This window comes from Staphylococcus sp. IVB6181 (assembly GCF_025561445.1).
Taxonomy (GTDB): Bacteria; Bacillota; Bacilli; order Staphylococcales; family Staphylococcaceae; genus Staphylococcus; species Staphylococcus simulans_B.
Map to the genome: position 1 here is coordinate 2300801 of NZ_CP095096.1, position 26446 is coordinate 2327246.

Here is a 26446-nt window from a genome sequence, read left to right on the forward strand (position 1 = left end):
ATTTAATAACTTTTCATGTCACATAACAGTAATATTAATCTATGCATTAAACATCTAAAATTATTTTTATGCGATATACTTTTTTCGTTGCAGCAAAAGAAAAGGTTCTTCATCTTTTATGGTGGGAAGGTAAAACTTCCCGCCTTTTTCGATACACAAAAAGCGCAATTGCCTCTATAATTTAAAGTGACCAAACCCAAATTAAAGGAGACAAGTGCGCCTATGTGTAATGATACATTAGAAATACTAAGAATAAAAGATAAAAATATCAAATTTGTTAGCCAAGATATTGATGTAATAGTAAAAGGAAAGAAGTCTACGGTTGTTAATGCTGTACTTACGTATAAGCCTTCGGCTTGTCCTTGCTGCGGAATTAAAAATGAAGGACAAATTCATAAGCATGGTAAACGAGTTTCTCGTATTACCTTGCTTAAAACTCAAGGCTATAATACATATCTAAACTTAGCCAAACAGCGCTTTAAGTGTTTAGAGTGTAATACAACTTTTACTGCTGAAACTGATGTCGTAGATAAGACACGATTTATTTCTAATTATGTGAATCAAAAAATAATTGAAGAAGCCACGAAAGTCAAAACAGAAATAGATACTGCAGAAGACAACTGTGTTTCTCCATCTACAGTACGTCGTATTCGAAATAAAGCAGTCAATACTTTACTTATCAAGCCTTTCGATAATCTACCTGAACATTTGGCAATGGATGAATTTAGAAGTGTAAAGAGTGTGACTGGCTTAATGAGTTTTATATTTATTAACAATGACACACATGAATTTCTAGATGTCTTAGAAAACAGAACTTCGGGTTATTTAAAAGCTTATTTTGAACGCTTTGATCGAAAAAATAGACTTAAAGTTAAAACAATTACCATTGATATGTTTGAACCCTATTTATTCTTATTTAAAAAGCTCTTTCCTAATGCATCTATAATCTTTGATAGATTTCATATCGTTCAGCACATGAATAGAGAGTTAAACTTCTATCGCAGAGAAGTAATGAATCGTTATAAAGACAAAGAAGGAAGGGAATACCCTGTTTTAAAGAACAAATGGAGACTTCTTTTAACAGACAAACGTAAACTCTTCATGATGGATGGTATTTGGGATGGTTCCTTTAGATGTTATAAAAAAGGTTATGATCTAGTGAATTTTATGCTTCAAACAGATGAAAAGTTAAAAAATTCATACGAACTAGTACATGATTTACGCGAAAGTTTAAAATTATGTAATTGGAAAGATTTTATCAATCGTTTGAACGACGTTGATAAAAACTCAATCAGTAAAAACATATGGAAAGTAGTAACATTTTTTAGAAAGCATCAAGAAATACTTCGAAATACGATTTACAATCCCTTATTAAATAACGGTGCAATCGAGGGTATTAACAATAAAATAAAGCTAATTAAGCGAATTTCATATGGATACAGAAGTTTTAATAACTTAAGAAACCGTATAATGCTGGTATTTAGTTTATTTAAAAACAAAAAGAAAAAGACAACCAGACCCGTACATCGGATGGTTGTCTAAATGATAGAATTCGAAGAATTCCAATCAAAATTAAGTTCTTTAAATTATTCACCCACCACAAATGGTGGAGAACCAAAGAAAAGACCAAGACATTTCCTGTCTTGGCCTTCATAAGTATAGAGATTAAGCTTCGCGATTATCCATTTGTGTACGCAAGTAAGCTTCGATGAATGGACCGATATCTCCATCCATCACCGCATTCACATTACCTGTTTCTTCATTTGTACGATGATCTTTAACCATTGAATACGGATGGAAGACATAAGAACGAATTTGGCTGCCCCATCCGATGTCTTTTTGTTCGCCTCGGATTTCTGCCATTTCACGTTCTTGTTCTTCTAATTTCAATTGATACAATTTCGATTTCAGCATTTTCATTGCTGCTTCACGGTTCTTGATTTGAGAACGTTCGTTTTGGTTGTTTACTACAATACCTGTAGGATGGTGGGTAATACGAATTGCAGATTCTGTTTTGTTGATGTGCTGACCGCCGGCACCTGATGCACGGAACGTATCTACTGTAATATCATCCGGGTTAATGTCGATTTCGATTTCATTATTGCTGAATTCAGGAATCACATCACATGAAACGAATGATGTATGACGTCGGCCTGAAGAGTCGAATGGTGAAATACGTACGAGACGATGTACACCTTTCTCAGCTTTTAAATAACCATAAGCGTTATGTCCTTTAATCACTAAAGTAACACTCTTAACGCCCGCTTCATCACCTGGCAGATAATCCGCCATTTCTACTTTAAAGCCTTTATTCTCTGCATAGCGCTGATACATACGCAATAACATACTTGCCCAGTCTTGCGATTCTGTACCGCCGGCACCCGGATGCAATTCAAGAATCGCATTATTGACATCATAAGGTCCGTTTAATAACAGCTGCAATTCGAATTGGTCCAGTTTTTCTTTGAAGTTGTTGGTTTCTTCTTCCAGATCCGCTTTTAAGTCTTCGTCATATTCTTCTTGCAGCAGCTCATGTGTGGCTGTCATATCTTCGATTTCTGCTTCTAAATCACGGTAACCTTGTACCACTGATTTCAACGCATTGTTTTTATCTATAATTTCTTGCGCTTTATTTTGATCATCCCAGAAATTCGGTTCTGTCATCATTTCTTCATATTCTTGGATGTTTGTCTCTTTTTCCTCTAAGTCAAAGAGACCCCCTAAGTTGTTCTAATTTTTCGTCGTAATTGACTATGTTGCGCTTAATTTCAGATAGCTCCATCTTATCTCTCTCCTGTACACTTATTTTCATTTCATTTTATACTGGTATTATTTTAGCATATTTCATCTCTTGTCATGAATGAGAAAAAGAACCAAAAGCAGGCAATGACAAAAAGCATGCGCTTCTTGTCAAAGCATCTCGCAGTGGTTCTTAACAACGCTGATTATTTACCGCAGCAGTTTTTGTATTTTTTGCCGCTTCCGCATGGGCAGGGATCATTTCGGCCTACTTGGTCGCCTTTTACAATCGGCTTCGGTTTAGCTTTTTCTTTGCCGTCCTCAGCTGAGACGTGCTGCCCCTGATACTCCTTTGCTTTATCACGTTCCACATCATCTTCTACTGTGATTACAGACTTAAGGATATATTTGCTGACATCTTCTTCAATCATCATCATCATGTTATCGAAAAGCTGATGTCCTTCGTTTTGATAATCACGCAATGGGTTTTGCTGACCATATGAACGCAAGTGAATACCTTGACGCAATTGATCCATTGTATCGATATGGTCTGTCCAGCGGCTATCGATAGAACGTAATAAAATCATACGTTCGAACTCATTGAATTGCTCAGGAATATTCGCTTTTTGATTTTCATACGCTTGTTCAACTTTAGCCCATACTGTATCAAAGATATCTTCACGGTCTTTGCCTTTGATTTCCGACTCATTCAATTCGCCTTCATGCAAGAAGACATCTTCAACATAGTTGATGAACGGTTCATAATCTATTTCATCGATATCTTCATTCACATAGTTGCCGATAGCACGGTCTAATGTAGAACGCATCATTGTTTTCACAAGTTCTGAACTTGATTCGTTATCAATAATGTTATTTCTTTCACCGTAAATGATTTCACGTTGTTTACGCAGTACTTCGTCATATTCAAGAATACGTTTACGTGCATCGAAGTTGTTACCTTCAACACGTTTTTGCGCAGATTCAACCGCACGCGACACCATTTTAGATTCAATCGGTGTTGAATCATCCATACCTAAACGGCCCATCATGTTTTGTAATCGTTCAGAACCGAAACGTACCATTAATTCGTCTTGCAATGATAAGTAGAAACGACTTTCGCCTTTGTCGCCTTGACGTCCGGAACGACCACGTAATTGGTCATCGATACGGCGTGATTCATGGCGTTCTGTACCAATAACTGCTAAGCCGCCTAATTCTTCTACGCCTTCGCCTAATTTAATATCGGTACCGCGTCCGGCCATGTTTGTCGCAATCGTTACTGCGCCTTTTTGACCTGCAGTCGATACGATTTCTGCTTCGCGTTCGTGGTTTTTCGCGTTAAGTACATCATGGCGTACACCGCGTTTTTTCAATAGTTTAGAAATATATTCACTGGTTTCAACCGCAACTGTACCTAATAGAATCGGTTGGCCTTTTTTGTGTTTTTCCACTACATCTTCAACTACTGCGTTGAATTTGCCTTTTTGACTGATGTAAATCAAGTCAGGTTTATCTAAACGCTGAACTGGACGGTTTGTCGGTATTTGCGTCACCGTCATATTATAAATGTTACGGAACTCTTCTTCCTCTGTTTTCGCTGTACCTGTCATACCTGATAACTTGTTGTACATACGGAAGAAGTTTTGGAACGTAATCGATGCCATTGTTTTAGATTCGTTTTGGATTTGCACGCCCTCTTTAGCTTCAATCGCTTGGTGCAAACCTTCAGAGAAACGACGGCCCGGCATTGTACGACCTGTAAATTGGTCAACGATTAAGACTTCGCCGTCTGTTACCATGTAGTCGACATCGCGCTGCAATGTGTAGTTGGCACGTAAAGCTGTGTTGATATGCGTAATGATATCTACGTTGTTTAAATCATATAAGTTATCCAATTTAAACATACGCTCAGCTTTATCTGCACCTTGATCTGTTAATTGTACAGATTTTGTTTTCTCATCATAGTTGTAATCATCTTCAGCTTTCAACATCTTCGCAAATACGTTGGCTTGCGTATAAAGCGATGTTGATTTTTCAGCTTCGCCTGAGATGATTAACGGTGTACGCGCTTCGTCGATCAAGATAGAGTCGACCTCATCAATGATCGCAAAGTGCAGCGGACGCATAACACGTTCTTCCGCATAATTCACCATGTTGTCGCGCAGATAGTCGAACCCTAATTCATTATTCGTACTGTACGTAATATCTTCCTTATAAGCTTGGCGTTTTTCAGCAGTAGACAAACTGTTTAAGTTTAATCCGACTGATAAACCTAAGAAGTTATACAACTCAGCCATTTCTTCACTTTGTACACTTGATAGATATTCGTTGACTGTAATAACGTGTACGCCGCGGCCAGCTAATGCGTTTAAATACGTCGGCATCGTAGCTGTTAATGTTTTACCTTCACCGGTTCTCATTTCCGCAATATCGCCATTATGAATCGCAATACCGCCCATGACTTGAACACGGTAAGGTGTCATATTGAATACACGTTTAGCCCCTTCTCTTACTAAAGCAAAGGCTTCAGGAAGGATTTCATCTAATATTTTATCTTGCTTTCTTACATCTTCTTCAGCTTGAACTCTCTCTTGGAATTCTCTTGTTTTGTTTCTCATTTCTTCGTCAGTAAGAATTGACATTTCTTCTTCTAAAGCGAGTACTTTGTCAGCTTGCTTACCTAGGCGTTTGATTTCTCTTTTATTGCCGTCAACAATTTTTGATAAAAAACCCATTCTGTTCGCTCCTTTGGTATAAAAACTGTTTGGCTTACAACAATTCATCTTACCATTTATATCGTCAAATTTACACTTAAATACTCATTATAATAGCCGTCTGTCCCTTGTTTTGACTATTACGATTCAAGTCTTTTTCTTTTACCCTATGCATAAGTATCTATTGCTCGATGCGTTATTTCTGCACAAAACGCACATATCTCTCTTATTCTGACATGTTTAAGTTGCCTAAATCAATCAAATACAATTTTATTAATACAATCTTAATCTTCGTGAAATAGAAAAAGAGACTTGCAGCTGATACAGCTGCAAGCCCCCTTCTCATACATATGAATCTTAATTTTCAACTGTTTCGATTAAACCGTATTTACCATCTTTTCTGCGGTAAACGATGCTTGTACCATCTGTATCACGGTCTGTGAAAATGAAGAAGTCATGGCCTAATAAGTCCATTTGCAATACTGCTTCTTCAGAATCCATTGGTTTCAAGCTGAATTGTTTAGAACGGATGATTTCGATTTCATCATCTTTATCTTGATCAGCTGCTTCCGGAGGTGTTTCTGGAATAGCTGGGAATGGTTCTTTCTCATTCTCTTTGCGTTTTTTACGATTTACGCGTGTTTTGTACTTACGCACTTGACGTTCTAATTTATTAGTAATTAAATCAATTCCCGCATATAAATCATCGTTTCTTTCTTCTGCACGAAGTGTCACGTCTTTAAGCGGAATTGTCACTTCAATTTTAGTGCTTGAATTTGCGTAAGTTTTTACTTTTACATGTGCATCAACGTTCGGCACATTTGTAAAGTAACGTTCTAGTTTACCAACTTTGTCCTCAATGTAATTACGGATTGCGTCTGTAATAGTGAGGTTGTCTCCATGAATTTCAAATCTAATCATAGTGATCGACTCCTTTAACCTCTATATATGTTTGATTGGTAATGCTCACTATTATAATAACATGTTTCAACTACCTAGCGAAAGCAAAGACATCTATTTTCCAATTTTTCTGACAAATAGCGTTGCTATCGCATGATGAACAGTAAGCCCTGTTGTATAAATATCATCTACGAGTAAAATTGAACTGTTCTCAAGATTTTTGATTGCGCTTTCATTCTTGATATAAAAAGGATTCTCCGCTTTTGCACGCATCACCTTATTCAAGCTGGATTGTTTCGGTCTGAGGTCCGTCTGCAACACAGCCTGATAACGGATACCTTTTGCATCCAGTACTTGCTGCACAGGATTGAAGGTTCGATTTTAGCCTCTGAGCAGCGGAGATGGAATCGGTATAATGAGGTCGTAATTTTCTTTCGGCAGCTGAATTCGATCCGCAATTACTTCGCACAAAGCAGTATCCCCTGCTATTTTGTATTGGTGGATCGTATCGCGTACTTTGCCGGTATAACGATAATCACAGTACAGCTGATGCATCAATTGAAACTTTTGTTCTAAAAAAGCACAGTCCAAACATACGGTTTCTGTTTCAGCTAACGGTTTCAAACAACGCTTGCAGCGGTGTACTGTTGTTAAACGACAAGCCTCCCACTCGAGTCTGCAGCGTTCGCATAATACTTCAGGTGATTTATAAAAATTGGCGGCAGTTAACGGCTCATGAAATGGCACAAGACATTGTTTACATCTCGGCATCTAACCACCCCTTCTCAAATCCTAAGCGATTCATACGCTGAATTTGGCGCTTTGCACTGAGCATCGCTAAAGTTACACCATTATGCAGAAATAGTACATTGCCTGATGTATCTTGCAATTTCCGTCCCGTACGCCCCGCAATCTGAACAAGTGCTGCAGCTTGGAAGGTTTGACTCTCTAGTACAATGACATCTAAATGTGCCATAGTAAAGCCGCGTTCTAAAATAGTCGTCGTAAAAATAATTCGGTGTTTACCCGCTCTTAATGCTTCAACTTTTTCAAAACGCAGTGCATCTTCACTGTGCACCGCTGCTAAATCATCAAAATACTTTTGATAATGCACTAAAGCTTGTTCCATTGCTTCGATTTGGTTAAAGAACACTAAAGTAACACGTTTGTTTTCAATCTGTTTTTGCAACAGTTTCAGTAAATATGGCTGCAAGCGCTGTGGTTTGAATTTAAAATAGCGAAACTTCGGTACAGGCAGCGGCTTTCTATGATAACGTGCCGGCAAAGTAATAATATTTTCTTTTTTGAACTGCTTTAACAAGTGTTTAGAGGGAGTAGCAGTCATATAAATATGACTATAGCAAGATGCAGAAGCATGAATCAGCAGCGGATCCATCGCAAGCGGGAAAGCATCCACTTCATCAATAAAAATGACGTCGAAATGTTGTTTGAACCGATACAATTGATGGACCGTAGCAACTACAAAATGCCCGCAGTACTTTTGTGACTGTCCTTGATATAACACATCAATTGCTTCATGAGAAAATGCTTCGATAATACGCTTGCTGATTTCAACGACAACATCGACTCTTGGCGATACAATCGCTACATTCAGCCCCGCTTGTCTGGCATATCGAATGCCTTCAAACATCATTTCTGTCTTCCCTGCCCCTGTCACTGCATATAACAGCAGCATTTCTTGTGTTTGAATAGCTCTGATAATATGCGACGAAGCATACGCTTGCTGCTGCGAGAGTTGGAAATCTAAATGGTATTCCCCCGAACTTTTATAATGTGCAGTTTCTGTCACAGCAATCATTTGCACTGTATCCATCCGACCCAGCTGCAAGCACCTTCTGCAGTAAGTAATGGTCTGCTGATGAAAGGCAGATGTATACGTATAATAATCGTGTTGATTCGGTGTTGCGCATTGTCGGCAATACCATTTGCCTTTGCTGTCTTTTAAGACACCAGGTCCTTGATATAGGATTGTTTCATCTGTCAGATGGGCTGTATTTCTGACGAGTTTGCCGTAGTGTTTAATTATTATGATTCCTCCTTCAAACAAAAAAAGGACAAATCAAGCCGCTTCATAGCGCACTTCATTTGCCCGAAATATTGTTATTTCTAATTTAATTTTTATTCTTCTACATAATCCTCTGGTCGATTTGCTAAGACTTCAAGACGTTTATTCGTAAAGCCTAACGCCACACTGCCGACACCTAAATGCGAAGCAATGACCGGACTGAAATCTGAATAGTTGATGACATAGTGGTCTGGACAACGCTTTTTCAGACTTTCATATAGCTTTAATCCGTCTTCTTTTGAATCTCCATTAACAACATAGAGTGTCACTTCATCATAGTCTTTGACCTGTTCTAATACGCCGTCTTCGATACGTTGGATTGCACGCTTTTTCGTACGTACTTTATCAACCGGAACAATTAAACCATCATCGAACTTCAAGACAGGTTTCATCTTAAGCAGCGTACCGATAAAGGCTTGCGCACCTGTAATACGTCCGCTCTTTTGCAGGTTCTTCAAGTCATCTACTACAATCATCGCACCTGTATGGTCTCTCATTTCATATAACTCATCCATGATGGCTTCAGCTGAAAGACCTTCTTTAGCACGTTGTGCCGCATGAATGACATAACCGCCTAAAATCATACCAGACAATTTAGAATCGAATGAATGTACATTAATGCCGTCTACCATTTCGCCGGCTTGTGTTGCTGATTGATACGTTCCGCTGATACCTGCAGACAAGTATAATCCGATTACATCTGTATAGCCTTCTGCTTTTAGTCTTTCATAGACTTCGACGACTTCTCCGATTGCCGGTTGACTTGTTGTCGGAATCTTCTTCTCTGATTTCATACGCTGATACAACTGACTCGGCGCAAGATCGACTCTCTCTGTATAATTATCTCCATTTTCAAATGTCACACTTAATGACACAACTGAAATATCATATTTATCTAATAAAGCTTGTGTTAATGATGTTGTTGAATCCGTCATTACAGCAATCTTCATAGTTTTCCTCCTCAAATATACTCATTTTTAATCATACCTTATTTCATTAGAAAAGAAAATCGATTCTTACGTTTAGAAAAAACTGTTTCGCCATGTATAATAGGAGTTAAGATTGAGAACAAATTGCGTTCAAGAAATGCATAAAAGGATGTCATACAATGGAGAATCATATTATTACTATCAAGCAAGAATACGTGATTGAAAATGTCATTAACAAATCACGGTTTATTGCTCATATCAAGCCGGTAGCAACCGAAGAAGAAGCGAAAGCATTCATCGAAGCGGTCAAAAAAGAACACCGTGATGCAACACATAACTGTTCAGCCTATACCATCGGCGATAATATGCTGACACAAAAAGCAAATGATGACGGCGAACCGAGCGGGACTGCAGGTGTACCGATGCTTGAAATCTTAAAAAAATTAGAAACACATAATACAGCTGCTGTAGTGACACGTTATTTCGGCGGTATTAAACTTGGTACCGGCGGATTAATCAGAGCATACAGCGGTGCAGTCCGAGATGCTATCAAAGAAGGCGGACGCGTAGAATTGCACAATGCACTTCCTACTACAGTAACAATCAGCTATGATCAAACTGGAAAATTCGAATACGAGTTGCAATCTACTGATTTCATCTTAAGAGATACGATTTATACTGACAAAGTCAGCTATAAGATCGATGTATTAGAAGATGACTATGAAGATTTTATCGCCTTTTTAAATCGTATTACTGCCGGCAAATTTGAATTAGATGAAGGCACAGTGACACGCTTGCCTTTTGATATCGAAACAAAATAATACTTGATTTCAAATGAAAGACCGCCCAAGCTCTATCATCGACATAGAACTTAGGCGGTTTCATTTCAGTGTTATTTATGTTTATGTCCTCGGTTGGCTCTTCTTTCTAAGAGTCCGAGCAATGGTCTGTAATTATCATCAATCAGTCCAGTAAACTCAACAATCAATTCAATCGTAATCAAGATTAGAATCAACATCATCACAACACCCCATGGTTGCGATAAGTATAAAATAATACTTGAAATACTGAACATAATCGCGATGGAATATATCAGTACAACGGTTTGACGATGTGTATAACCAAGTTTCAGCAATTTATGATGCAAGTGTGATTTATCCGGCTGCATGATACGCTGTCCCTTCTTTGCACGTCTGATCATCGCAAACAATGTATCAATGAAAGGTACTGCTAAAATCACCATAGGGAAGAATAATGAGAAGAATGTAATATTCTTAAACCCGAGCAGCGAAACAAAGCTGATAATAAAGCCCAGCTGCAAGGAACCGCTGTCCCCTAAGAAAATCTTAGCCGGATGGAAATTATAAAACAAGAATCCGATTAACGAACCGATCATGACAGAACAAATCATCATGATGAAGATATCCGCTTGCAGTATCGCAATAAACCCGATGGTCATAAAGGCAATGGTAGACACCCCTGCTGCTAAACCGTCTAAACCATCTATTAAGTTGATGGCATTCGTAATAGCGATAACCCAAAAGACAGTAAAAGGAATACTTAAAATTCCGAATTGAATCGTACCGAAGGGCAACTGAATGAAATCAATCGTTACACCATGATACACAACTACCAGCGCGGCTAAACATTGACCGAATAACTTATATAAAGGTTTTAATTCATGCACATCATCAATCAAGCCGACAATGTACATAATAATCATACCGATCAGCAGCGGAATGATTTCGCGTTCAATCGGATGGCCGATCCAAATGCCTAACACAAATGAAAAGAGTACCACCGTTCCGCCAAGTACAGAAACAGGTTTGATGTGCACTTTTCGATAGTTCGGCTTATCCATAATATCCAGTTTTTTGGATATTTTAATAACAATCGGTGTCAACACTACACTGACGACCATTGAAATAAGTATCAATAAAAGTGTTATCATCTTATTTCCATTGCCAAAATGCTCCTCAAATTATGTTATACATAAGATGAGCACGCTGCTATCTGTCTTTTGACAAGGGAACCTCCCTTCAGTTTTTCATATGTATACAATACTAATAATCTATTTTAACACGAATTATTATTAATTGTAGTAAATTCTGGCAACTCTTAGCAATGTTTGAGATGACAAAATGTATATTTTCACTTACAATAACTAAGTGGTAAAACAAAGGAGCCGATCGAAATGATTGAAGCTATCATTTACAATATTTCTGTTACCGTTGCAGGAATTTACCTATTCCATAGGTTGCAATATTCAGAAACGAAACAAATGAAGTTTTCACAAACTTACGTCACAATACTTATGACTGTTGTAGCGCTATTGCTTGCGGCATATCCGATTCCAGTTCATAATTATTCACTTTATTTAACATTTGTTCCGCTATTATTCTTAGGCCGTTATACAAATGTATTCTTTACAATGGTCTCAGCCGCAATTCTCTTTGTGATAGGCGTGTTTGTTTACGGCGATCCGCTATCTTACAACATTGCCTTAATCATCATTGCTTTGGCTGTAAGTTTCATCGGACCGTTTATCAAGCAGAATGATATCGTTTCGCTGCAGATTTTAAACGTTATCAGTCTGATTATACTCATCATTGTATCAGTGATTACACGTCTCTATACATTGCAAGAAATTATTTATCTTATTCCGATATCATTTGTTTTAACGATTTCATCATCGATTATCTTTGTCGATATTTGGCGTTTCTTCACATTAGTTCAACGGTATGAAAGCGAAGAACGTTTCGACTATTTAACAGGTCTCGGCAATGTAAAAGAATTCGACCGACACTTAAATAAAATGACTGACAAAGCTGACAGCAAACACACAAGCCTAGGTCTGTTATTAATTGATATTGACGGCTTTAAAGATGTGAATGATGCCTTTACACATCGTTCTGGAGATGCAGTATTAAAGCAGATTTCACAATTGCTGATAAATTATGTTCCGCCGAATATGAAGATATTCAGAAACGGCGGCGAGGAATTTTCAGTTGTCTTGCTCGGCTATTCGCTGGATCAAACTGTGAAACTCGCTGAAAGCATTCGTGCAGGTGTAGAACAATCTTCTTTCCACTTGCCGAATAAAGAAGTGATTAAACTCTCTGTTTCTATCGGTATCGGCTATTTAACAGAAGATGACTATAAATCACAGCGCAAAGTCTTTAAAGACGCAGATGATATGCTGCATATGGCAAAAAATGAGGGACGTAACCAAGTGATGTTTAACCCGATTGTTAAATAATATTTTGTTTCAGATGAATACTTCAGAGACAAGGACAAATTCGATGTTCTTGTCTCTTTTTTTGCAATTCTATTGCAATCGCCGCCGTTCTATTGCAAGATTCAAATCTTCCCTGTAAACTTTCAAGTATCAACCAATACAAACAAGAAGGAGAGCTACAAGGTGCCTGAAGAAGCAATTACCATAATAGATGAGAACAAAGTTATCGATGTTGTGCTCACGGCAGGAAAAATTTTACTTGAAAGCGGTGCGGAAACATATCGTGTCGAAGATACGATGTCACGTATTGCTTACAGCTTTGGGTTAGATAATACCAACAGCTTTGTATCTAACACAGCAATTATCTTCTCATTAAACGATCGAACGAACACGCGTTTAATTCGAGTCCGAGATAGAACTACAGATTTAGAAAAGATTGCTTTAGCCAATAACATTTCACGTAAAATTGCGAAACACGAATTGAATATTGACGAAGCAAAATCTGAATTGATTCATTTGGAGCATGCCTCGCTGCAATATTCTTATTTAACGAAGTTTTTAGCAGTGTCTATCGCCTGCGGATTTTTCTTATTCATGTTCGGCGGTGTTGCACAAGACTTTATCTTCGCAATTATTGCTGGCGCTGGTGCTTATTTAACCTTTGATTTTGTACAACGCTTTATCCAAATCAAATTCTTCTCAGAATTCATCAGTGCTATCGTAGTCGTCAGTGTTGCCGCTATCAGCCACAAGCTCGGCTTATCGGTCAACCAAGACATTATCACCATTTCCGGTGTCATGGTCTTAGTGCCAGGTGTCTTAATTACAAATGCCATCAGAGATTTAATGGCTGGCGAATTGCTTGCTGGTATGTCGCGCGGAATGGAAGCGGCATTAACCGCATTTGCAATCGGTGCCGGCGTCGCAATCATCTTACTCTTCTTTTAAGAAAGGCGTGTTACAGAATTGATCTTACATTATTTATTCCATTTCATTATCAGTTTTAGTTCCACAACTCTGTTTTCGATACTTTTCAACGCGCCGCGTAAGTTGTTACCTGCTTGTGGTTATGTAGGCGCAATGGGCTGGACGATTTATATCGTGTCCATGGATTTGAATTTAGGAAAAGTTGCTGCTTCTTTCCTTGGAAGCTTTATCTTGGCTATTATGAGTCACGCAATGGCAAAACGTTATTTCCAACCGGTTATTATCTTTATCGTTCCTGGTATTATTCCTCTTGTACCTGGGGGTGCTGCGTATGAAGCAACACGTTTCTTAGTTACCAACCAATATACACACGCAGTCAATACCTTCTTAGAGGTAACTTTAATTTCAGGTGCCATAGCATTCGGTATCTTATGTGCAGAAATCAGCTATCATATTTATAATCGAATTAGAATATACTATGGTAAAATGAAAGGTAAATCATATAAGAAGCAATTTAATATGAATAATCGAGGATAAGAGGTGCATATCAAGTGAAAGAACAATTAATCGACAGACTGAAACGTTATGCGGAGATTGATACTCAATCTAATCCCGACTCAGAAACAACACCATCTACTGAGAAACAATGGGACTTATTAAATTTACTCAAACAAGAATTAGAAGAACTTGGTCTTAAAACAGATATCGACGACTATGGTTATTTATTTGCGACATTAGAAAGCAACATCGCAACTGAAGTACCTACTGTCGGATTCCTAGCTCATATCGATACGTCGCCAGATTTCAACGCGACTAATGTCAAACCGCAAATCATTGAAAAATATGACGGCCAACCTATTCAATTAGGAGACACAGATCGCGAATTGAACCAAGACGTCTTCCCTGCTATGAAATCCGTTGAAGGCCATACGCTAATGATTACAGATGGCACATCATTGCTTGGCGCAGATGATAAAGCAGGTGTAGCGGAAATCATGACCGCGTTGAACTATTTAGTGGAACATCCGGAAGTGAAACATGGACGTATCCGAGTCGCATTCACACCAGATGAAGAAATCGGACGCGGTCCTCACAAATTTGATGTTGAACGCTTTGGGGCTGACTTCGGTTACACAATGGACGGCAGCCAATACGGCGAGCTTCAATTCGAAAGCTTCAATGCTGCTGAAGCAACTATCACTTGCCACGGTGTCAACGTACATCCGGGTTCAGCGAAAAATGTCATGGTCAACGCTATTAAATTAGGCGAACGCTTTGATCATGCATTGCCGCAAGATGAAGTACCAGAACAAACAGAAGGCTATGAAGGCTTCTTCCACTTAATGAGCTTCAATGGTACTACTGAAAAAGCACAATTAAAATATATCGTCCGTGATCATAATCGCGACCAATTCGAAGCACGCAAAGCATTGCTTGAAGAGATTAAAGATACTATCAATCAAGACTATGCGAATGATCCGGTAGAATTAGAAGTTAATGACCAATACTATAATATGGCTGAAAAAATCAACGAAGTACCTGAAGTTATCGAGATTCCAAAACGTGTCTTCAAACAATTAGGTATCGAACCGAATACAGAACCGATTCGCGGCGGAACAGACGGCTCTCAACTTTCATTTATGGGCTTGCCGACACCTAATATCTTCACAGGCTGCGACAACTTCCATGGTCCATTCGAGTATGCATCTATCGATGTTATGGAAAAAGCAGTACAAGTCATTTTAGGCATTGCTGAAGAAGTTGCGGCATCATCAAAAGAATAAGTATATATCTACGAAAAAACGGCTGAGTCCCTATCAAAAGGATTCAGCCGTTTTATTGTTTGAATTATGCTTTTTTCTCATCATTATCAAAAGATGTCGTCAACAGTTTAAGTGCTTGTACCGCATAGAAACGAATTTGCAGACCCGCTTCAAAGCTCGTATAATTTTTCGGCATTTTCATAAATAAATTGAACATGCCTGTGACACCTAAAGCTTCATAGCGATCGAATTTATCAGCTGTCGCATTAATCGCAATGCAAGGCTTATGATATTTCGTTGCAAGTTCCGCAATACGCAGTGTTGTTGTTTCTAAGAGCTGATCTTGTTCATTGATGCCTTCACCGAACATAATTAAATCTGCTTGTTCGATCAAACTTTCTAAATGCGTGATTTGATCCACCAGATTATGGCTTGTCAGCACCTCTGCGTTGTATAGCGCTGCTAGAACAGCCGCAACACCGCCGCCTGCACCGCCGCGTTCGACTGTGCTTGTTACGGTGCGTGTTTCATTTTTCAAAATCTCGCTGAAGTACCATACAAGATTATCCACTGCCGCTGCTTCTTCGCGTGAAATACCTAATAACGGATAGACTTGCATGATTTCACTGGCTTTGCCGTACATTTTGCTTGAGAAGTCCGATACAAGCTGGAAGCGTGTTTTTGATAAGCGCGGATTCAAACCAGATAAATCAACGTGGCGAATATATTTTAAAACATTAACACCTTTGCTTGTATCAATCGGTTCGCCTTCGTCATTATAATATTTTGCGCCTAAAGCTTGCAGCATACCTGCACCGCCGTCAAAGCTTGCAATATTGCCAAGGGAAATGACAATATGCTGTGCATCATTTTCTAATGCCGCCGCAATCACTTCACCTAAACCATAGCTTGAGCGATCAACAATCGGCTTTTTGCCTTGCAAGAATAAATCCGCTTCAAAAATCGTCATGCCGCTCTCTGTTTTACCGTAAACCGCTTCAATCGGTTCCATATCTGCATCATGTACATTCACACGGTATTTTGTTCCGGATTGCCATAAAAAGACCGAATCCATCAGTTCATGCCGGCCGTTGAACAAAGGCACTTGCACGATATCTGCACCTTCGATTTGGCTTGCTACTGCTTCTTCTACGTAGCGATTCGCTTCGTAACTCGAAACGATTCCATTAAATTCATCCATTGCGACTAATACTCTCATTTTGTCACCTCAAATAAAGTTTCCCAATGTTTGTTGCATTCACTTTAATATTATACAGGGCATTATTCAAAATGCCCACTGTTACGTCTAACCCTTAAAATTAAAATAACTCCAAGCCTATCGGAAGTTGGAACTGTTTTATTTTCTTTCATTTCCGCCTTCCAAAGCTTGGAGTCTGTTTTCGTTCATATTTTATTATTGATGTTTTCCCCTAACAAGCTTATTCTTCAGCTTGTGCGAGTGAGGTCACATTAATGTCATCATGACTCGCATGCCACTTCACTTCTCCATTTACAAAGTAGAAAGCTTGCGGCGATTCGTGCTTCACTCCAGTTTTTTCAGCAATATAATCTGATACGTCTCTTTGTTCTTGTACAATTAAGTAATATCCATCAATATCGCGTTCATACAAAAACTTATTGAATTGATCATATGCATTTGCTGAAATTGGACAAGTGTCGCTGTGTTTCATTATAAATACATATTTGTTGTCGTTAATTACCTGTTCAAACTGGTCAATTGAAGTCAGCTTTGTAGCCATTCTATTCACCTCTAAAAATATTTATCACTGCACGTGATAGTCCCATTCTAATTGCTATTTCAATGTGTCTAATTATACACACTTTATATTTCAATGTTAACCAAAACACTAACATTTTCCTTGCTTTTTTCAATCATTCTTGTGCAATTTGTTTTTTAAGTCCGTCAACTCGCGCTTAAACGGTTTATGCGCTTCATCTAATTCTTTCCCTGTTAAAGGCGTTTTATTCATATCATATCGTTCTAAACCATTGCTGACATCGATTGTCTTTTGTCGTGTCTCATAATAGTTTTGCAGACTGTAATACATTTCAATAGCCGTTTGATGTGCTTTTGCAGTATTCGGCTCTGACACACTCGCTTGGTTCAGCTCTTCGATTTGTCGATTAATCAGAGGCTGTACTTTATCTTTAATCACCGTTTTCGTATTAGCCGGATCATCTGTATCCAAATATTTTTTCGCAATCTGCTGCAGCTCTTTATTATGATGCTTCAACTTATGAATAAATTTATCGATACTGTCAGACTCCCCTGCTTGGCGTGCTGTTTCGACTTGCTTCTCTAACTGCGCACGGTTCTTCTCAAACAGCCTCGTGTAATTCAAGATATCTTCATTTGCTTTAATCGAGGCGTTGCAAAGGTGTATAAAACTGCGGATGGCTTTTAAATCTTTTTCTTGTTCATTAACCTCACTTATGTAAGTTTTACGTAAGGCTTTGACATCTTTAGTTTCAGCCGGCAATTGTTCTGCGGCGTGCTGATAAGTTTCAAATGCAAGCATCAGCTTCTTATCCATATCCTTTTCCAATTGTTTGAAGTCTGTTTTATTTCTATCTGTTAAATCTGATTTGCTGAGTTCATTCAAACGATTCAAGCGCATGTCATCCATAATTTTTTCAACTTGACGCTCTTCTTTATCTACTTCATGCTTTGCTTTTTCAAAATGATTTAAATCTGACTGCGTTTTATTACTGCATGCCGCAAGAGACAGCGTTAGACAAGCAATCGTTATTATGAGAAGCCACCTTTTCACTTTTGTCCACTCCTGTCTGTTTATCTTTATAATTTGCGTGTTAAGTGTTTGAGTAAGTCAAGATTCATAATATAATATTTTAGAGACTTTTACAAAGGACGGTTGATTATGTATTCAAAAACACAGCCTTTTATAGAAGATAAAAAGGCATTACCCTCTTATCAAGATCAATTCGACAGGTTAAGCGAACTTTTGCTCGGTTTGCTGAATACACCTGTTCAAACCGTGCAGCACATCGGAGGAACTGCACATTTCAACTATCCGACTGAACCTATTTTAGATATTTTGGTCGGTGTGAACAACCTGCATGATATTACTGCATTAGATGAAAAGCGCTTAAATTATGCCGGCTTTTATCGCGTGCACCACAGCTACAAGAAAAAAGCTATGATGGTAAAGTTCAATGATATGACTGAATTAAAACAAACTGTACGCCTGCACATCTTGCAGATTGAATCAAAACGATATCGCCATTATAAAGAAATGGATGCTGCACTGAGCCGTGATACTGAACTCAGCGTGCAGTTTTCAAAAGAAAAACAAGCATTGCATGCACAAGCCTCAACCATTCGCGAATATGAAGAAGCTAAAGAGGCATTGTTTGAAAAATTGTCACGTCAATTTCATTTAAATTAAGGTTATAGCATTTCACAAACTAAAGGTTTCATTGCTATAATAAGAAGATGAAAACAATTGAAAGGGAGTTCTATCGTTGCACAAAGATGACATTCTTACAGAATTAGCTAAAATTCTGCCAGAAGAAAAAATTAAAGTTGATGAACCATTAAAACGCTATACTTATACGCAAACAGGAGGAAAGGCTGATTTCTATCTCAGTCCGACTAATTTCAAAGAAGTCCAAGCCATCAATCATCTTGCTAGAATCAACAACATCCCTGTCACATACTTAGGCAACGGCTCTAACATTATTATCCGCGAAGGCGGTATCCGCGGAATTGTATTGAGCTTATTATCCATGGATTATATTAAAGTTGAAGATAATGTCATAATCGCAGGCAGCGGTGCAGCGATTATTGATGTCTCCCGTACCGCTCGCGACAAATTTTTAACTGGATTAGAATTTGCATGCGGCATCCCAGGTTCTATCGGCGGTGCTGTATTCATGAATGCAGGTGCTTATGGCGGAGAAGTCCGTGATTGTATCGATTACGCTGTATGCGTCAATGAACGCGGCGACTTAGTTCAATTGACACGTGATGAATTAGAACTTGGCTACCGCAGCAGTATTGTGCAAAAGCAGCACTTAGTAGTCTTAGAAGCTGCCTTTAACTTAGCACCAGGTAATCAAGAGGATATTCAAGCTGTCATGGACGACTTGACTGAACGCCGTGAATCAAAACAACCGCTTGAACATCCATCATGCGGCAGTGTCTTCCAAAGACCTCCAGGCCACTTTGCAGGTAAACTGATTCAAGATTCAGACTTGCAAGGCCATCGTATCGGCGGTGTCGAAGTTTCTACCAAACACGCAGGTTTCATGGTCAATGTCGATAACGGCACAGCAACGGACTACGAAGACTTGATCCACCATGTTCAGCAAGTGGTTAAAGAAAAGTTCGATGTTGAATTGCATCCGGAAGTACGTATCATCGGCGACCATCCAGAAGACCAGCAATAAGGCAGGCAATTGATATGTCGCATTCACAACAAGTACACGGCATTGGTTTAGACAGCGAAACAAGATGTATACACTATCACACACCTTTAGACGTAGTCGCCATTAAATTCAAATGCTGCGGCAAGTACTATGCTTGTATTCATTGCCATAACGAATCAGAAGATCACGCACCTATTCCATGGTCCAAAGAAGAATATGATACACATGCGATTTTGTGCGGTGTATGCGGACATGAACTTACCATTGCAGAATATACCGAAACCAATCATTGTCCTCATTGCAACGCACCATTCAATCCGCGTTGCGAAGCACACTATCCGCATTACTTTGAAATATAAAATCAAAACGGGCGAGTTACGATAACTTATCATCGTGACTCACCCGTTTTTTTATCGTCTTCCCCCATGTTTGACGATAATTATTTAATTATGTCTTTTAATTCGTCATCTATATATTCCTTTATTTTCATTAAGGCAAATTCGATATTATCGTTCGTTTCATAAGAATATGATAAACGAATCGAATTATCAGTTTCTCCATAAATATAGCCTGGGTTAATCAAAATTTGATGATGATCAATAAGATACGAGAACAACTTTTTAATATCAATGTTAATTTTAAATTCTAGCCATATGAAAAAGCTCCCTTCTGGTATTTTCCATTCAGCAACATCTAAGAACCATTTTTTTAACAAACTCAACATAAAATCTCGCTTCCCAATTAAAATTTCCTTCAACCTGATAATATGACGATCATAATCACCTTTATTAAGCATTTCATAAATCACCATTTGCGAGAGTATACTTGAACCATAATCAATCTGCATTCTAACATCTGCAAGTTGTTCTATTACCTTTTCAGATGCAATAATCCAGCCAATTCTAAGTGCTGGCGCAATAGACTTTGAAAAGCTGCTGATATGAATTACCAGACCTTTGTTGTCTAATGCTTTCAACGAAACAGGCGCCTTCTTTGAAAACCATATATCTTTATAAATATCGTCTTCTATTATAGTAATATTGTACATTTTACTACTTTTTAATATCTGCTCTTTTTCGTCGTGTGATAATGATGCACCCGTGGGATTGTTAAAAGAGGTTTCTACATAAATCGCTTTATCTTTATAATGGTGATATTTATCAATACATGCTTTGAATGCATGCATATCATTGTAATCAAATTGTATGTTCTTCAAATTCAAGCTATTGAATACATATGTTGAATTAATATAAGATGGTGTATTTGAAAATACCACTGTATTCTGACTTAGAAAACCTGTGACTAGTAGTTGAAGTGTATGCAATGCTCCCGATGTAATCATGACATTGCCGGTATTAATATTCATTCCTTCATTATTCAGCCTCTCAGCAATTAATTCCCGTAATTTTTTATATCCATAACCGTCATTGTACCCAAAAGCTAAATCACCAATATAATTTGCAACGGCATTCATCGCATTTTTTAATTCAATATGCTGTATTAAATCTTTCCCCAACTCTCCTTTACTGAGATGTATGTAATGTTCATCAGTTTCAAGACGATTAATCAATTGAACAGTATACTGACTTCTTGAAGCAACAGACCACTCCATCATCTCTTCCCATTTATTCATCACAAATGATTCACTTAAATAGTTATTTACATAAGTGCCGCTTCCAGGCTTCGTATATATAAATCCTTCAGCTTCTAATACTTCGATACTTTTTATTACTGTCACCCGATTTACCTTGAACTGTTCAGCAAGCTTACGATGAGACGGAATTTTCATGCCGTAAAACCAATCACCCATAATAATTTTATTCCTTATAAACGATGCAATTTCCTTATATTTCATGATGTTCTCCTATTTCAAGATTGGTTGTCTGTTTTTCTTTTTAACTGGTTGTACTCGTTATAACTTCTTTCTTTTATTATAAACAAAAATAAGAATGGAGAGGTTAATATGGCCATGCATGATAAAACCAAATATGTACTTCTATCTTTTTCTATAACAATCTTGCTTTGGGCTTCAGCATTTCCTGTAATCAAATTAGCGTTAGAAGACTTTAAAGCAGAAAACCTGTCAGCCTTGCGGTTAGTTATAGGTGCATTTCTTTTAATTATAATTGGTGTTATTAAACAAATTAAACTGCCAGAAAAAAGAGATTTACCTGTTATATTGCTACTTGGCTTTTGCGGATTTACTGTTTATCATACCGCACTAAGTTTTGGAGAACATTTTGTTAGTGCAGGTATAGCCAGTTTGTTAGTATCAACAACACCGATATTTTCAGCTATACTTGCGACTTTATTTCTAAAACACCATTTCTCAAAGTGGGCATGGTTTGGTTCGAGTGTTGCTTTTATAGGTGTAGCATTCATTTCATTAAGCAGCAAATCTGAATTAAAAGCTGCATTACTAGGTATAATATTAGTTTTAGTTGCTTCCTTTGGAGAGAGTATTTATTTTGTTTTTCAATCTCGATTATTGAAGAAATACGGCTTTTTGCCTCTAACTATTTATACAATCATCAGCGGTGCAATTTTTTCAGTGATCTTTTTACCTAGTGCATGTAACGATTTGTTTTCAGCAAGCACTTCATCCGTATTGTCTGTTTTGTATTTGGGAATATTTCCTACGGTTATTCCTTATATTGCCTTAGCTTATACAATTCAAGAAATCGGTGTTTCTGATGCGACTTTATCTTTATACTTAACACCAGCCGTATCTTTGTTATTAGCATATGTATTATTAGGAGAGATTCCAAACCTCATCGCATTAACAGGAGGAACTATTACACTCATCGGTGTAGGTATTGCCTCAAAATATAGTTCTTCTTAGCTTATATAAAATCAAAACGGGCGAGTTACGATAACTTATCATCGTGACTCACCCGTTTTTTTATCGTCTTCCCCCATGTTTAACGATAATTATTTAACTATATCTTTTAATTCATCGATTTGTTTCATTGTTGTAGTTGTAGAACCTGATGCGAAGTACCAAAGTTTAGGATCTACTTCGTATACTTGGTCATCTTTGATAGCTTTAACGTTTTTAATTACGTCATTGCTTAATACTTGTTTTGCAGTAGATTTACCGCCGATAGCTTGACCGCGGTCCATCGCAATAATTACACCTGGATTTTTTTCGTTAACATATTCGTTTGTTACGTTTTGACCATGTGCACTTGCTTTAATTTTTTCATCTGCTGGTTTGAAACCTAATGTATTGTAAACTAAGCTTCCGAAACGTTCTTTAGGACCGAATGTTGATAATTCGCCTTCGTTCACTAATAAGTACATCACTGATTTGTCGAAGTCTTTCGTTTTAGCTTTCATGTCCGCAACTTTTTTATCTAATTTTTTGTTCAATTCTTTTGCTTTATCTTCTTTGTCATAGATTTTGCCTAAGTTTTCAGCGTTTTTCTTAACTGAATTCATGTAGTCTTTATCATCTGCACCAACATAAACTACTTTTGCTTTAGGTGCTGCTTTTTTGAATTCATCTAAATTCTTTTGGTTCGCTGTACGGTTTGAAATGAAGATTACTTCTGGTTTTGCTTGTGCAACTTTATCAAAGTTGACTTCTTTCAATGAACCTGTGTTTAAGTATTTTTCATCTTTAAATTCTTTTAAGAAATCTGGTAAAGTGCTGTTGTCTTCACCTTTAGGTGTTGCTTTTACTTTGTCTGCTACACCTAATGCTTTTAATGTATCTAATGCACCGTAATCTAAAACAACTGCGTTTTTAGGATTAACAGGTACTTCTACAGTGTCTTTCACTTGTTTAGCATCGCTGCCTTTTGGATCTTTACCGTTTAATTTATAACTATTTTCAATTTTTACTGTCTTTTTATCTGAAGTTCCTTTTTCTGAACTTTCTTTTTGATCACTGCCGTTACCGCAAGCAGCTAATAAAAACATAACACTAACTAAAATAAATAAGCCTAATTTCTTCATCTGTTTTTCTCCTTTTGGAATATTTTAGACCCCCGTCTCATAATGCCGTAAAAAAATCGGCATCACCCCTTTCAATAGTTCAATATTAATCGTAGTAAAGACAGATTCTTTGACCTCGGATGCATTCAATTCGAACATCCATATCGTATAAATATCTTAAAGTGCTTGGTTGAATCACTTCGTCTCTGACATCTGCTTTGACAATACGGCCGTCTTTCATTGCGACCACATCATCGGAATAACTAGAAGCGAAGTTGATATCATGCAAGACAATTACAATTGTTTTGCCGTAATCTCTGGTCAATGTTCTCAGTGTCTTCATAATGTCTACTGAGTATTTCATATCTAGGTTGTTCAGCGGTTCATCCAGCAAAATACATTCTGTATCTTGTGCAATTGTCATCGCAATGTAAGCACGCTGACGTTGTCCGCCAGAAAGTGTTTTAAGGTTGCGGTCTTTGATTTCTTGCAGCTGCAATAAATCTAAGGCTTGATTGATTTTTTCTTTATCTTCAGGCGTTAAACGTCCTTTAGAATATGGGAAACGGCCGAATGCGACAAGCTGTTCGACAGTAATATTCAATTCCGTGTGATTGGTTTGTTTCAGTACCGATAACTTTCTTGCGATTTCATTGCTTGTAAAGGTTTCTAATTGTTCATTTTCAAGCTGAATGTTACCAGTGTCCACATCGATTAATCGGCTGATTGCTGACAATAAAGTACTCTTGCCTGCCCCATTTGGACCGATTAATGATGTCAGACGGCCTTTACGAATTTCGACATTAATATCGCTGAGAATCGGTTTATCATGAATAGACTTATTCAAATCTTGGACTTGTATCATCGCACGTTCCTCCTTTTAATGAGTAAGTAAACAAAGTAACTGCCGCCGATCAGGTTGATTAATATACTGACCTCTGTTGTAGCTTCAAAGAGATGTTCTACAACCCATTCTGCTGTAAATAAACTGATCCAGCTTAAAAAGATAGTCGCCGGCAAGAGATATTTATGTTCAAACGTTTTCATAATTTCATGAGCAATATTCACAGTTAACAGACCTAAGAATGTAATGGGTCCTACCAGTGCTGTCGCAATAGCCGTCAGCAAAGCGACCATAATCATTAAAAGTCTCGTTACACGTGTATAATTCACACCTAAGTTCATTGCTTGTGCTTTTCCAAGCAACAATACATCTAAATAAGGCAATATCTTGATTGTAATGGCAATTAAAATAATCAGCACAATGCCGCCGATCAACACTAACTTTTCATTTGAAGCGTTAAAGTTTGCGAACATTGAACTTTGAACTGCCAAGAAATCTTCTGGATTAAGTACCAATTCGATAAACCCTGTAATACTTCTGAAGAAGGTACCTAAAATTACCCCTATCAACAAAATAAAGTACACAGAGAAGTTGCCGTATTTAAAGACCCCTTGGAATAAAATCAGTGCGAATATAATCATTGCGACAAGTGTTAATGCAAAGTTTAAATACAAGTTTGTCACTGCTATCGATTGAATGCCGAATATAAAAACTAGGACGACTTTCACAAACATATAGACCGCATCTAATCCCATCATCGAAGGTGTCAATAACCGGTTGACGGTAATCGCTTGGAAGATAATCACCGATGTACCGATTGCGGCACCGACTAAGACCATTAAAATCAGTTTTCTGATACGACTTTGAATCTGATAAGCAAAGATATCAAAATCGATACCTAAAACAAGGTATAAAGCGCCTGTAATCACAACTACCGAAAATAAAATGAATAATTTAAGCTTCGTTTGTTTAAGACTCATAGTTGCGGCTCCCTTTAAATAACATGATCAAGAAAATACATGTACCAAAGACACCAATCGTCAATCCGATATTGATTTCATAAGGATAGACAATCAAACGTCCGATAATGTCTGAAATCAAAACGAATATTGCGCCTAACACAGCAGTGTGCGGTAATGCATTTTTTAAATGGTCTCCTCTGTAAATGGAAACAATATTCGGAACAATCAGACCTAAAAACGGTAATGTTCCGACTGTCACGACGACTAAAGCTGTCATCGTTGCGGTAATTGTTAAGCCGAACATCATAACTCTTTCATAATTCACACCTAAGTTATGGCTGAAATCTTTGCCCATTCCGGCTATCGTGAAATAATTAGCAAAAATATATGTAACAATAAGCAATGGAATACTGAGATACAGTACTTCATAACGGCCGCTTGTAATAATCGCAAAGTTTCCGTTCAACCAGTTGCCGATACTTTGAAGCGCATTGGTGCGCAAGGCAATAAAGGTCGTTAAACTTGAGATAATGCCGCCGATCATAATACCGAGCAGCGGGACAAAAATTACATCTTTGAAGCGGATAATCTGTATTAATTTCATAAAGAAAAAAGTGCCGCCGATACTAAGTACCATGGCGAATAATAATTTAACTAATATGTGCGCTTGAGGAAAGAAAATCAACGCAATTAAAATACCTAACTTGGCCCATTCCATTGTTCCTGCGGTAGTTGGACTGACAAATTTATTCTGCATCATCTGTTGCATAATCAATCCTGCAAGTGCTAATGAACTGCCGGAAATCACAATGCTGACTGTTCTAGGAATACGACTTGAAACGAGGATATTTTGCTGCTCTTGTGTTAAATGAAAAATTTGAGTAATTGAAACCTGACTCACACCAACAAACAATGAAAGGACGGTTAAAATTAAAAAGAACACGACTAAAACCGGAAAACGCATAAGTTGCTGAACCATTCTGAAACCCTATCCT

Annotated in this window: 24 protein-coding genes and 1 pseudogene; 10 read left to right on the plus strand and 15 right to left on the minus strand. The window is 37.8% G+C overall.

All coding sequences use genetic code 11. From position 1 onward, the window contains the following. Positions 1–222: 222 nt before the first annotated feature. Positions 223–1542, plus strand: a complete 1320-nt coding sequence (locus MUA90_RS11270) for an ISL3 family transposase (protein ID WP_262586934.1) — start codon at positions 223–225, stop codon at positions 1540–1542. A 123-nt stretch (positions 1543–1665) separates the two neighbouring features. Here MUA90_RS11270 and prfB read toward each other — a convergent pair. The 6 genes and pseudogenes from prfB to fakB1 all read right to left on the minus strand — a co-directional run bounded on the left by prfB (position 1666) and on the right by fakB1 (position 9389). Then, a protein-coding gene (gene prfB, locus MUA90_RS11280; protein ID WP_114603815.1) for a peptide chain release factor 2 occupies positions 1666–2782 on the minus strand; the annotation gives its coding sequence in 2 pieces (ribosomal slippage) (positions 1666–2709 and positions 2711–2782; 1116 coding nt in all). A 163-nt stretch (positions 2783–2945) separates the two neighbouring features. Beyond that, a complete protein-coding gene (gene secA, locus MUA90_RS11285) occupies positions 2946–5474 on the minus strand; it encodes a preprotein translocase subunit SecA (RefSeq protein ID WP_262586967.1) in 2529 nt (842 codons plus the stop codon). Positions 5475–5810: 336 nt separating this feature from the next. After that, positions 5811–6374: a ribosome hibernation-promoting factor, HPF/YfiA family gene (gene hpf, locus MUA90_RS11290; protein ID WP_105993562.1), complete on the minus strand. Its 564-nt coding sequence runs from the start codon at positions 6372–6374 to the stop codon at positions 5811–5813. Positions 6375–6444: 70 nt separating this feature from the next. After that, positions 6445–7124, minus strand: a pseudogene (locus MUA90_RS11295) (ComF family protein). Continuing rightward, positions 7111–8421 carry a DEAD/DEAH box helicase family protein gene (locus tag MUA90_RS11300; RefSeq protein WP_262586970.1) on the minus strand — a complete coding sequence of 437 codons (1311 nt, stop codon included), beginning with the start codon at positions 8419–8421 and terminating at the stop codon, positions 7111–7113. Before MUA90_RS11300 ends, MUA90_RS11295 begins: the two are co-directional and overlap by 14 nt. Before the next feature lie 71 nt (positions 8422–8492). Beyond that, complete coding sequence (gene fakB1, locus MUA90_RS11305; protein ID WP_232166901.1) at positions 8493–9389, minus strand: fatty acid kinase binding subunit FakB1; 897 nt, start codon at positions 9387–9389, stop codon at positions 8493–8495. Positions 9390–9547: 158 nt separating this feature from the next. Here fakB1 and MUA90_RS11310 point away from each other — a divergent pair, with 158 nt between their 5' ends. Beyond that, positions 9548–10189 (plus strand): YigZ family protein, encoded by a 642-nt coding sequence (locus MUA90_RS11310; RefSeq protein WP_262586971.1) that lies wholly within the window; start codon positions 9548–9550, stop codon positions 10187–10189. 71 nt (positions 10190–10260) lie between these two features. On the opposite strand, the gene MUA90_RS11315 is transcribed toward MUA90_RS11310, so the two are convergent. Continuing rightward, complete coding sequence (locus MUA90_RS11315) at positions 10261–11319, minus strand: glycosyltransferase family 4 protein (protein WP_262586972.1); 1059 nt, start codon at positions 11317–11319, stop codon at positions 10261–10263. A gap of 243 nt (positions 11320–11562) precedes the next feature. Here MUA90_RS11315 and MUA90_RS11320 point away from each other — a divergent pair, with 243 nt between their 5' ends. From MUA90_RS11320 to pepT, 4 genes are all read left to right on the plus strand, one after another. After that, on the plus strand, positions 11563–12627 hold the full coding sequence (locus MUA90_RS11320; RefSeq protein WP_262586974.1) for a GGDEF domain-containing protein GdpS: 1065 nt from the start codon (positions 11563–11565) through the stop codon (positions 12625–12627). 162 nt (positions 12628–12789) lie between these two features. Further along, positions 12790–13554 carry a threonine/serine exporter family protein gene (locus MUA90_RS11325; RefSeq protein ID WP_105993556.1) on the plus strand — a complete coding sequence of 255 codons (765 nt, stop codon included), beginning with the start codon at positions 12790–12792 and terminating at the stop codon, positions 13552–13554. Between the two features lie 21 nt (positions 13555–13575). Continuing rightward, the gene (locus tag MUA90_RS11330; protein ID WP_162912160.1) at positions 13576–14070 is read left to right on the plus strand and encodes a threonine/serine exporter family protein; all 495 of its coding nucleotides are present in this window, start codon (positions 13576–13578) and stop codon (positions 14068–14070) included. 14 nt (positions 14071–14084) lie between these two features. Continuing rightward, entirely contained in the window at positions 14085–15317 is a 1233-nt protein-coding gene (pepT, locus tag MUA90_RS11335; protein ID WP_262586976.1) for a peptidase T, read from the plus strand. A gap of 64 nt (positions 15318–15381) precedes the next feature. On the opposite strand, the gene MUA90_RS11340 is transcribed toward pepT, so the two are convergent. From MUA90_RS11340 to MUA90_RS11350, 3 genes are all read right to left on the minus strand, one after another. Continuing rightward, positions 15382–16515 (minus strand): glycerate kinase, encoded by a 1134-nt coding sequence (locus MUA90_RS11340; protein WP_262586978.1) that lies wholly within the window; start codon positions 16513–16515, stop codon positions 15382–15384. A gap of 220 nt (positions 16516–16735) precedes the next feature. After that, the gene (gene ytxJ, locus MUA90_RS11345) at positions 16736–17056 is read right to left on the minus strand and encodes a bacillithiol system redox-active protein YtxJ (RefSeq protein WP_105993552.1); all 321 of its coding nucleotides are present in this window, start codon (positions 17054–17056) and stop codon (positions 16736–16738) included. Positions 17057–17185: 129 nt separating this feature from the next. Further along, positions 17186–18088, minus strand: a complete 903-nt coding sequence (locus tag MUA90_RS11350) for an EMYY motif lipoprotein (protein ID WP_262586980.1) — start codon at positions 18086–18088, stop codon at positions 17186–17188. A 108-nt stretch (positions 18089–18196) separates the two neighbouring features. Between MUA90_RS11350 and MUA90_RS11355 the strand changes: the two genes are divergently transcribed. From MUA90_RS11355 to MUA90_RS11365, 3 genes are all read left to right on the plus strand, one after another. Further along, the gene (locus MUA90_RS11355) at positions 18197–18724 is read left to right on the plus strand and encodes a GrpB family protein (RefSeq protein ID WP_262586981.1); all 528 of its coding nucleotides are present in this window, start codon (positions 18197–18199) and stop codon (positions 18722–18724) included. 76 nt (positions 18725–18800) lie between these two features. Next, complete coding sequence (gene murB / locus MUA90_RS11360; protein ID WP_262586982.1) at positions 18801–19727, plus strand: UDP-N-acetylmuramate dehydrogenase; 927 nt, start codon at positions 18801–18803, stop codon at positions 19725–19727. A gap of 14 nt (positions 19728–19741) precedes the next feature. Beyond that, positions 19742–20065, plus strand: a complete 324-nt coding sequence (locus tag MUA90_RS11365; protein ID WP_262586983.1) for a CHY zinc finger protein — start codon at positions 19742–19744, stop codon at positions 20063–20065. Positions 20066–20145: 80 nt separating this feature from the next. Here MUA90_RS11365 and MUA90_RS11370 read toward each other — a convergent pair whose 3' ends face one another. Then, a complete protein-coding gene (locus MUA90_RS11370) occupies positions 20146–21561 on the minus strand; it encodes an aminotransferase-like domain-containing protein (protein WP_262586985.1) in 1416 nt (471 codons plus the stop codon). Between the two features lie 114 nt (positions 21562–21675). Between MUA90_RS11370 and MUA90_RS11375 the strand changes: the two genes are divergently transcribed. Further along, complete coding sequence (locus MUA90_RS11375) at positions 21676–22548, plus strand: DMT family transporter (protein ID WP_398577386.1); 873 nt, start codon at positions 21676–21678, stop codon at positions 22546–22548. An 89-nt stretch (positions 22549–22637) separates the two neighbouring features. On the opposite strand, the gene MUA90_RS11380 is transcribed toward MUA90_RS11375, so the two are convergent. The 4 genes from MUA90_RS11380 to MUA90_RS11395 form a co-directional block, all read right to left on the minus strand. Then, a complete protein-coding gene (locus tag MUA90_RS11380) occupies positions 22638–23666 on the minus strand; it encodes a ferrated catecholamine ABC transporter substrate-binding lipoprotein SstD (protein ID WP_114603826.1) in 1029 nt (342 codons plus the stop codon). A gap of 85 nt (positions 23667–23751) precedes the next feature. Continuing rightward, on the minus strand, positions 23752–24510 hold the full coding sequence (locus tag MUA90_RS11385; RefSeq protein ID WP_262586989.1) for an iron ABC transporter ATP-binding protein: 759 nt from the start codon (positions 24508–24510) through the stop codon (positions 23752–23754). Then, positions 24507–25469, minus strand: coding sequence for an iron chelate uptake ABC transporter family permease subunit (locus MUA90_RS11390; protein ID WP_262586991.1), 963 nt, complete (start codon positions 25467–25469; stop codon positions 24507–24509). Before MUA90_RS11390 ends, MUA90_RS11385 begins: the two co-directional genes overlap by 4 nt. Further along, on the minus strand, positions 25459–26415 hold the full coding sequence (locus MUA90_RS11395; protein ID WP_262588841.1) for an ABC transporter permease: 957 nt from the start codon (positions 26413–26415) through the stop codon (positions 25459–25461). The genes MUA90_RS11390 and MUA90_RS11395 overlap by 11 nt, the downstream gene beginning before the upstream one ends. Positions 26416–26446: the final 31 nt, after the last annotated feature.

Excerpts from the sequence above, each read along its gene's own strand:
- MUA90_RS11270 (WP_262586934.1), top strand. The coding sequence starts at position 223 with ATGTGTAATGATACATTAGAAATACTAAGAATAAAAGATAAAAATATC.
- secA (WP_262586967.1), bottom strand. The coding sequence starts at position 5,474 with ATGGGTTTTTTATCAAAAATTGTTGACGGCAATAAAAGAGAAATCAAA.
- hpf (WP_105993562.1), bottom strand. The coding sequence starts at position 6,374 with ATGATTAGATTTGAAATTCATGGAGACAACCTCACTATTACAGACGCA.
- fakB1 (WP_232166901.1), bottom strand. The coding sequence starts at position 9,389 with ATGAAGATTGCTGTAATGACGGATTCAACAACATCATTAACACAAGCT.
- MUA90_RS11310 (WP_262586971.1), top strand. The coding sequence starts at position 9,548 with ATGGAGAATCATATTATTACTATCAAGCAAGAATACGTGATTGAAAAT.
- MUA90_RS11315 (WP_262586972.1), bottom strand. The coding sequence starts at position 11,319 with ATGATAACACTTTTATTGATACTTATTTCAATGGTCGTCAGTGTAGTG.
- MUA90_RS11320 (WP_262586974.1), top strand. The coding sequence starts at position 11,563 with ATGATTGAAGCTATCATTTACAATATTTCTGTTACCGTTGCAGGAATT.
- MUA90_RS11340 (WP_262586978.1), bottom strand. The coding sequence starts at position 16,515 with ATGAGAGTATTAGTCGCAATGGATGAATTTAATGGAATCGTTTCGAGT.
- ytxJ (WP_105993552.1), bottom strand. The coding sequence starts at position 17,056 with ATGGCTACAAAGCTGACTTCAATTGACCAGTTTGAACAGGTAATTAAC.
- MUA90_RS11355 (WP_262586981.1), top strand. The coding sequence starts at position 18,197 with ATGTATTCAAAAACACAGCCTTTTATAGAAGATAAAAAGGCATTACCC.
- MUA90_RS11365 (WP_262586983.1), top strand. The coding sequence starts at position 19,742 with ATGTCGCATTCACAACAAGTACACGGCATTGGTTTAGACAGCGAAACA.
- MUA90_RS11370 (WP_262586985.1), bottom strand. The coding sequence starts at position 21,561 with ATGAAATATAAGGAAATTGCATCGTTTATAAGGAATAAAATTATTATG.
- MUA90_RS11375 (WP_398577386.1), top strand. The coding sequence starts at position 21,676 with ATGCATGATAAAACCAAATATGTACTTCTATCTTTTTCTATAACAATC.
- MUA90_RS11380 (WP_114603826.1), bottom strand. The coding sequence starts at position 23,666 with ATGAAGAAATTAGGCTTATTTATTTTAGTTAGTGTTATGTTTTTATTA.
- MUA90_RS11385 (WP_262586989.1), bottom strand. The coding sequence starts at position 24,510 with ATGATACAAGTCCAAGATTTGAATAAGTCTATTCATGATAAACCGATT.
- MUA90_RS11390 (WP_262586991.1), bottom strand. The coding sequence starts at position 25,469 with ATGAGTCTTAAACAAACGAAGCTTAAATTATTCATTTTATTTTCGGTA.
- MUA90_RS11395 (WP_262588841.1), bottom strand. The coding sequence starts at position 26,415 with ATGCGTTTTCCGGTTTTAGTCGTGTTCTTTTTAATTTTAACCGTCCTT.